9 protein-coding genes are annotated in these 4612 nt (G+C 58.0%); all 9 read right to left on the reverse strand.

Annotation, left to right across the window (positions count from 1 at the left end; genetic code table 11):
* A partial coding sequence (locus tag OX89_RS12440; protein WP_047350842.1) for a hypothetical protein occupies positions 1-215 on the reverse strand: 215 nt, incomplete at its 3' end.
* A gap of 5 nt (positions 216-220) precedes the next feature.
* The gene (locus tag OX89_RS12445) at positions 221-1003 is read right to left on the reverse strand and encodes a hypothetical protein (RefSeq protein WP_047350843.1); all 783 of its coding nucleotides are present in this window, start codon (positions 1001-1003) and stop codon (positions 221-223) included.
* Positions 1000-1434: a type II toxin-antitoxin system VapC family toxin gene (locus OX89_RS12450; protein WP_047350844.1), complete on the reverse strand. Its 435-nt coding sequence runs from the start codon at positions 1432-1434 to the stop codon at positions 1000-1002. The genes OX89_RS12445 and OX89_RS12450 overlap by 4 nt, the downstream gene beginning before the upstream one ends.
* Positions 1434-1733 (reverse strand): type II toxin-antitoxin system Phd/YefM family antitoxin, encoded by a 300-nt coding sequence (locus OX89_RS12455; protein WP_047350845.1) that lies wholly within the window; start codon positions 1731-1733, stop codon positions 1434-1436. The genes OX89_RS12450 and OX89_RS12455 overlap by 1 nt, the downstream gene beginning before the upstream one ends.
* A 113-nt stretch (positions 1734-1846) precedes the next feature.
* Entirely contained in the window at positions 1847-2215 is a 369-nt protein-coding gene (locus OX89_RS12460; protein WP_047350846.1) for a hypothetical protein, read from the reverse strand.
* Between the two features lie 46 nt (positions 2216-2261).
* On the reverse strand, positions 2262-2546 hold the full coding sequence (locus OX89_RS12465; protein WP_047350847.1) for a hypothetical protein: 285 nt from the start codon (positions 2544-2546) through the stop codon (positions 2262-2264).
* A 16-nt stretch (positions 2547-2562) separates the two neighbouring features.
* Positions 2563-2889 carry a hypothetical protein gene (locus OX89_RS12470; RefSeq protein ID WP_047350848.1) on the reverse strand — a complete coding sequence of 109 codons (327 nt, stop codon included), beginning with the start codon at positions 2887-2889 and terminating at the stop codon, positions 2563-2565.
* Between the two features lie 582 nt (positions 2890-3471).
* Positions 3472-3828: a cupin domain-containing protein gene (locus OX89_RS18195; RefSeq protein ID WP_012435589.1), complete on the reverse strand. Its 357-nt coding sequence runs from the start codon at positions 3826-3828 to the stop codon at positions 3472-3474.
* A gap of 133 nt (positions 3829-3961) precedes the next feature.
* Positions 3962-4522, reverse strand: coding sequence for a chlorite dismutase family protein (locus OX89_RS12475; protein ID WP_011514928.1), 561 nt, complete (start codon positions 4520-4522; stop codon positions 3962-3964).
* Positions 4523-4612 lie beyond the last annotated feature (90 nt).

Consider the following 4612-nt stretch of genomic DNA (forward strand, 5'->3'; position numbering starts at 1 on the left):
CCGCCATCAGCATGGAATCGTGTCCGCCATCGCGTGGAATACGCAAGATACTGATCCTTGCCCGCAAGCCGTGCGATCGCATCCAGGGACTGTGCAGCAGCCTCCAGGGCATCGCCGCGCAAGTACCATTCGCGCTCGAAATGCTCGGCCTGGGCGTTGGCCTTGCGTAGGCACTCGACGAGTCGCTTGTTTTCTTTTTCGAGATCTGTTTGCATGGTTTTCAAGCCTTTGCCGACCAGCGCACCACGGCCGACATGCTCCATAGCCCGATGTCCCCGGCCTTGTCCGGTGCGCCCACGGCCCACGGGTCATCCTCCAGCAGCTGGCACTTGACCTGCATCCCTTCCGGCTGAGCGAATCCCAGAAACTGCACCGGCACCCAGCGGCCATGGCCAGTACCGGACTCGGGGCCACGATTCGGATTGCCGCGCGCCAACAGAACTTGGCGGGGCTCGGCACCCTGCGTCAGCAGCGCATCGACCTTCGCCAGACGCTCCTGGAGTTGCCCAATCTGCTGGCGGTGCTTGTCCGCGTCCCCTGTCCCGAGGCCGAACTGCATCCCGTGGTGTTCGATGGCGGAAGTCAGGGCCACCTGATAGCCGCCGTGCAGCAGGGCGCCATACGCAGCAGCCACCGCAGCCTCATCGCTGGTACAGGGCGCCCCCACCTGATAGCCATCGATCGTCCCGTACCAGATTCCATTGGGAAACGCCCTGGCATTGCCAACCGGATGTTTCCATGCCTCCAACTGAAAGCCCGAGACCGAGCAGCGCATCTCCTCGCGGAACGCGGCCACCGGCAGCACGCGCGGCTGCACCTCAAAGCGCTCCACCCACTGGCCGTCCACCACGGCTTGCGCGTGGCTGTGGATGGCGTGCGGGCCAATAGCCAGCTGCACACGCTTGTTGCCCACCTTGCGCACGAGGGCAGGCTGCTTGAGCCCACCGCTCTTGGGCAGGTAGTAGGCGCGCTGGCCGGGGGAGAGTGCCGCAGGAGTGCTCATCTGTTTTGCGCGAGAGGTAGAAATTCCCAGGGGTTGACCAGTCGAACCCCGGTGGCTTCGAAATGCTTGATGTTGCGTGTGACCACGGCCGCGCCATGGACGAGGCCCATTGCGGCAATCAACGGGTCACGGTAGTCCCTGCAGTCGGCCCACTGCAACTTTGCCGCCTGTCGGGCGACGACGTGATCGATGGGCAGGATGCGGCCGGCGAAAGCGGGTAGCACCATTGCTTCAAGCCAGCGATTAAAAATCCCCGCCTGCGCCTCATCCCCGCGTTGCGCGATCAGGCTGATACCGCGCTGGATCTCCAGTACGGTGATGACGGTGATGAATAGCTGGTCTGTACTCTGGGTGGCCAACCAGGCTTGCACGTTCGGGTCGCAGGTGCTCTTGCGAGCCTCCGTAACGACGTTGGTATCCAGGATCAGCATCACTTGTGCTGCCCCAAGCCATGGCCGGTGGGCTCGGACGCGTCCAAATCCTTCGCTTCGATGCGGATAGGTTCCACGTCAAAATCGTAGGCGTCGGCTTCGGGCATGCGCAGCAGTTCAACGAGGCTCTTGTCGGCTTTGGTAAGGCGGCGGTATTCGGCGATGGACATGAGCGCGAGCGAGGGCTCGCCACGGTCTGTGATGATCACGGTATCCCCCTCGGACGCGGCGCGCTTTGCCGCGCTGACGTTATGCACGAACTCTCGGCTCGTGACGGTTCGCACTTGTGCTTGTCCCATGATGATTCCTATGACAACCTACTTGACGGTAATGTTAGTCACGTTGCTAACATTTGTCAAGAATGATCGACCCGCTGTAGGCTGCGACTCTGGAATCGTGCGTCTGCAGCCGATCAAGAGGATGCGGCCCTTGGCACCCGGATGTGCTCCGGGATCGTCCAGTCGCCCAAGGCGAAGCAGAGCAGGGTGTATGCCGCCTGGGCACGGCGCACGCTGGCGGCAGCCCAGATGTTGGTGCAGCGCGCACCAACCACATCCACCCAGGCGGCGTGCGCGTCCACCAAGGCGGCATGGCGTTTTGGCCAGCCACGTCGGGTCTTGGCGCGCTCCACGGTTGCCTGGCGCAGGCCACGAGGCTCAACCAGGTATTCCATCGCCTGGCGCACGAAGGCATCGCAGTCTTCGGCGATTTGAGCGATTCGCGCCAGCTCGGCCTGGTCGCGCCGTGCATGCGCCTCGGCGTAGGCCTGACGGCCGATCACGGCGTTTCCTCGGTGTTGTGCTGCGACGCCCATGCCAATTCCCTTGCTAGGTTTTGTTTGTTGCCGTTGCCTTGGCGATGCGGAATGCATACCACGCCAATCCTGGGCGCTGCCATGCGAACTCATGAAATCCGCCATAGTCCAGAAACGCATCCCGGTATTCTTGTTCAATCCCCATTTCTTGCGCCTTTCGCAAATTGCGCTCAAAAGCGATGCGATTGAGGAAGCCGTTGAACCTGCGAGAAATTCCATAGCCGATGTTATAGGCCTTGCCAAACAGCAGCCAGGCAACGACTAATGCCAGGGCCAGGAAAATGATTTGGTTTTGCATATATTGCTTTTCTTGCTCAGGCTTGGCTGTGATACCGAGCTAGCTCGGCAGCGAGCTTGGCTCGCCCTTCTGCGATCAGGGTCGTTATGGGCTTGCTCATCAGCGTTTCGCAGGTCACCACATTGACGGTTTTTTCGTCCACGATGTCACCTTGTCCGTCCAGTAGATCAGCCTGGAAGCTGGATTTTCCATTGAAGGTAGGAAGGTTCTTCCACGCCTCTTCAAGCTTTGGCTCCGTCAGAAAACCAGCTCCGCCAATGGTGATGACTTCATTGTTCTTGTCATCAAAGAACACGAGCTGGATATAGCCTGCGCACTTCTCGTTAATTGCTTGTTTGGTCATGGGTTTCCTGAAATCGGAATGGGCGCTGCCCGGTTACCGGTTGTGATCATGTTCCATCAATGCAACGAACGCGACGCGGGTGGTGTGGCATCAGCGACGCGGTAAATGGTCTGCACCTCGCCGTTCACCACTGCAGGCGCAGATTGGGGTTCTAAGCCGGAACCGCCGAAAATTCCGTCAGCCGATCAACGTGGCTTGTCCCGCGCCCGGTCGATGGGGTAGACCCAACAGTCGTGTCACTAGCCGCCATTTCGATCACGGCAATGCCAGCCGGACGTCACGTCCAGATTGTTCCGGTCTGGATGAGGCCGACTGACGTCTCGGATGACGGGTGGCATACAACTGCTGTGAGTCCTGCAGGGGGGCAGCTGCCTGACCGGACGGCGAGCATCAGCCCATCTCATGTATTAGTCATGTCAGCTTTGACACTGCGCACGCGACGGCACCCGACCCGTTGCAGACCCCCAGACATATGGAAAGCTGACGCTCAACGTGGAGTTAGCCGGCGCGGCGCGGCTTCATCGCGCAGCGTCCGTGTTGATGGATGGGTTAGAACTCTCTGGGGCACACATTTGAGAAAGACTATTTTTCAGCCAACGCAAAACCCGCGTTGCCAGATGCAACCACTGAGACAAATACAAACGGCACTGGACTAGTATTTAGAGCGCCATGCACTTGGCCAGGTTTTGCTATGGCAATATCTCCAGCCTTTAGATGAGCGACTTTGCCGCCTCCTTGGTAATACTCAGCCTCTCCAGAGATAACCGTCCAAGTATCTTGGCCGTCCGGGTGAACATGAGCGGTTATTTCTTGCCCAGGATGGGCATGCCAAACAACAACTGCTGAGTCCTTGGTTTCCAGAACCACTGAACGAATTGGTTCGCCGTCAGACGGACGAATATATTCTGTTACCGAAAATATTCTTGATTCCATTTCCATATCCACTCCAAAAATCAATTTGGCTTGAGAAGTTATTACAGAACAACTGTATCCGAGAGTTCTACGTTGCCGATAACCGGCCCGAAACGGCGGCGCAACGCGCCGCTGTTGGGGGTCCGTGTTCATCGGCGGGTTAGACCTGTGCTTGCGTAAGACGAATATCGACTTCTCGGTCGACGTATTTCCATTCCTCTGACGCACGCAGTTCGGAAAGCAGCCTGTTGAACTCAACCTCATGAATTGGCGCGTATTCGAACCAATTCAGAAAATCGAACGGTTCATTCTCTGAGAGGTCGCGGCAGTGGTGGAGCTTGCGCGCTACTGCAGGCAAATACTGAAGCCCGATTTGGACGTGCTTCGACTGTTCGAAAACGCTCCGGCGTTCGTCTTGCGTGAGCTCCCACCAAGCTGCGTTCTTCCGGATCGGTATTAGCGCACCGCACGTTGCTTCTGGGCGCGCCAGACCTTGCTGCTTCGCTACAATTTCATTCTTCTCTGCGCGCATGACATATCGTTCATTGCTGGTTATTCCACGAAGTATCCAGGGTGCATTGGTTTCAGACTGCAACTCTGAAGCGGATACGACGTTGAGCCTTTTGGCTTCAGGCAGGGGCTCGCCAACTCTCGTTTCGGCCCTGACAATCCGCCAAGGGCCAATGTCTGCGCCGACGAAAGCAAATAATCGTGTATCCATTTCAATCTTTCATGTGTGAATGTTTTAACTCTTGCAGCTTCGAAGAGGGGTCTCCTCGTTTTCAGTGCAATAAGTGACGGTACGAAAAGC

Origin of the sequence: Diaphorobacter sp. J5-51, assembly GCF_001023515.1 — a bacterium.
Lineage (GTDB): Bacteria > Pseudomonadota > Gammaproteobacteria > Burkholderiales > Burkholderiaceae_C > Diaphorobacter > Diaphorobacter nitroreducens.

Excerpts from the sequence above, each read along its gene's own strand:
- OX89_RS12450 (WP_047350844.1), bottom strand. The coding sequence starts at position 1,434 with ATGCTGATCCTGGATACCAACGTCGTTACGGAGGCTCGCAAGAGCACC.
- OX89_RS12445 (WP_047350843.1), bottom strand. The coding sequence starts at position 1,003 with ATGAGCACTCCTGCGGCACTCTCCCCCGGCCAGCGCGCCTACTACCTG.
- OX89_RS12470 (WP_047350848.1), bottom strand. The coding sequence starts at position 2,889 with ATGACCAAACAAGCAATTAACGAGAAGTGCGCAGGCTATATCCAGCTC.
- OX89_RS18195 (WP_012435589.1), bottom strand. The coding sequence starts at position 3,828 with ATGGAAATGGAATCAAGAATATTTTCGGTAACAGAATATATTCGTCCG.
- OX89_RS12475 (WP_011514928.1), bottom strand. The coding sequence starts at position 4,522 with ATGGATACACGATTATTTGCTTTCGTCGGCGCAGACATTGGCCCTTGG.
- OX89_RS12455 (WP_047350845.1), bottom strand. The coding sequence starts at position 1,733 with ATGGGACAAGCACAAGTGCGAACCGTCACGAGCCGAGAGTTCGTGCAT.
- OX89_RS12465 (WP_047350847.1), bottom strand. The coding sequence starts at position 2,546 with ATGCAAAACCAAATCATTTTCCTGGCCCTGGCATTAGTCGTTGCCTGG.